2 protein-coding genes are annotated in these 1,219 nt (G+C 47.8%); both read right to left on the reverse strand.

Annotated features, from left to right (window positions below; genetic code table 11):
- Positions 1–300 (reverse strand): hypothetical protein (locus KDK17_RS03580; RefSeq protein WP_257287358.1); only part of this gene is annotated, 300 nt, incomplete at its 3' end.
- Between the two features lie 50 nt (positions 301–350).
- Positions 351–701: a hypothetical protein gene (locus KDK17_RS03585; RefSeq protein ID WP_257287359.1), complete on the reverse strand. Its 351-nt coding sequence runs from the start codon at positions 699–701 to the stop codon at positions 351–353.
- Positions 702–1,219: the final 518 nt, after the last annotated feature.

Here is a 1,219-nt window from a genome sequence, read left to right on the forward strand (position 1 = left end):
ATTCCGGTCGTACTCAAGCACATTAATTGCAGAACCTCCTCCGGATACAACATAAAGGGAATCGGTGACAGGACACCACGTCACTCCGGAGACCTGGTCTCCTGCATCGGCAAGTTTCAGAGGTCCTGCCGCTAACTCATATTCATTCAGCCCGATGGCATCCTCCCGCTGTTCACGGGTAATCGTATGAGACAGGTATTCATTGTAGAGTTTGTTATCGATATCGAAATAGTTGATAGCGATCACGGCCAGAGTCAGAATGATAATGATCCCGAGGGAAAGTTTTTTGGAGTGCTTCATAACGAGGGAATACGCCAGTTTCAAGGAGCCTGATGATGGGCAAAAAGCTGTTAGATCACCTCGAGATCAGACAAGTCAGCTCTCATAAGACTATCGGTACCCAGATCGAAGCCCGCCACTGAAACATGAACATCAAACAAGCTTTTCAGGGCTCTGAGATCTCTCAGCTCGGGCCAGCGACCCCGATCTTCTTCCAAGGCAGACAGTTCGTTTTCCATCATGTCCCGGGCATGGTTGGCTAGTGATGCTTCCAGACCTTCCTCCGTTTCCTGCTCATCCAGCAGGTAGGAGCCACCTTCCAGACTCCAGTCTTGCGGCAATTCTGTCCCCAGTCCTTTTGCCCAGTCAATAAAAGGCTGTCTGGGCTTCAGGGTTACAACACAGCGATTAATAAACTTCATGACTTCTACCCTAAAAGTGCAGCTCTATCGGACTCTGTGACCGCTTCGTATTGCCTGATGAGCTGCCATTTCCGCTCAAGGAGAATGATTTATGAGGCTTTAATACCATCAGTGCTTCACAAACGCAGCATTATGCTCCTGGTAGATACAGAAAATCAAACAGTGGGAATCAAACATACTGTCAGCACAATGGCCTGAAGCCAAGACCCACTGGAAGGTATGGCACCAAAGTCAGACGGTGGTGCGCCACCAAAAAAATCAGCACAGTCGGTTTTGCTGTACACGGAATGAAAACCCGGCAATTCTTGTCTAAATTGTGCGATGGCAGTTCCAGACTCCAGTTTCCGGAGTCTTATTGCTTCTAACCTAATTCTACCAAGGGCTGGATGCGATCTGATTATCAAGCACGAAAAACCGCAGAATCAAGTGAGAACAGATTCGCGATTGTCCATGAAATTGCAGTAAGCCCAATTCGAAACAGTGGAGAAGTTGTTCATGAATCTTTTGTTCAGCGCGAA

The sequence above is a fragment of the Endozoicomonas sp. SESOKO2 genome, from assembly GCF_024606245.1.
Classification (GTDB): domain Bacteria; phylum Pseudomonadota; class Gammaproteobacteria; order Pseudomonadales; family Endozoicomonadaceae; genus Endozoicomonas_A.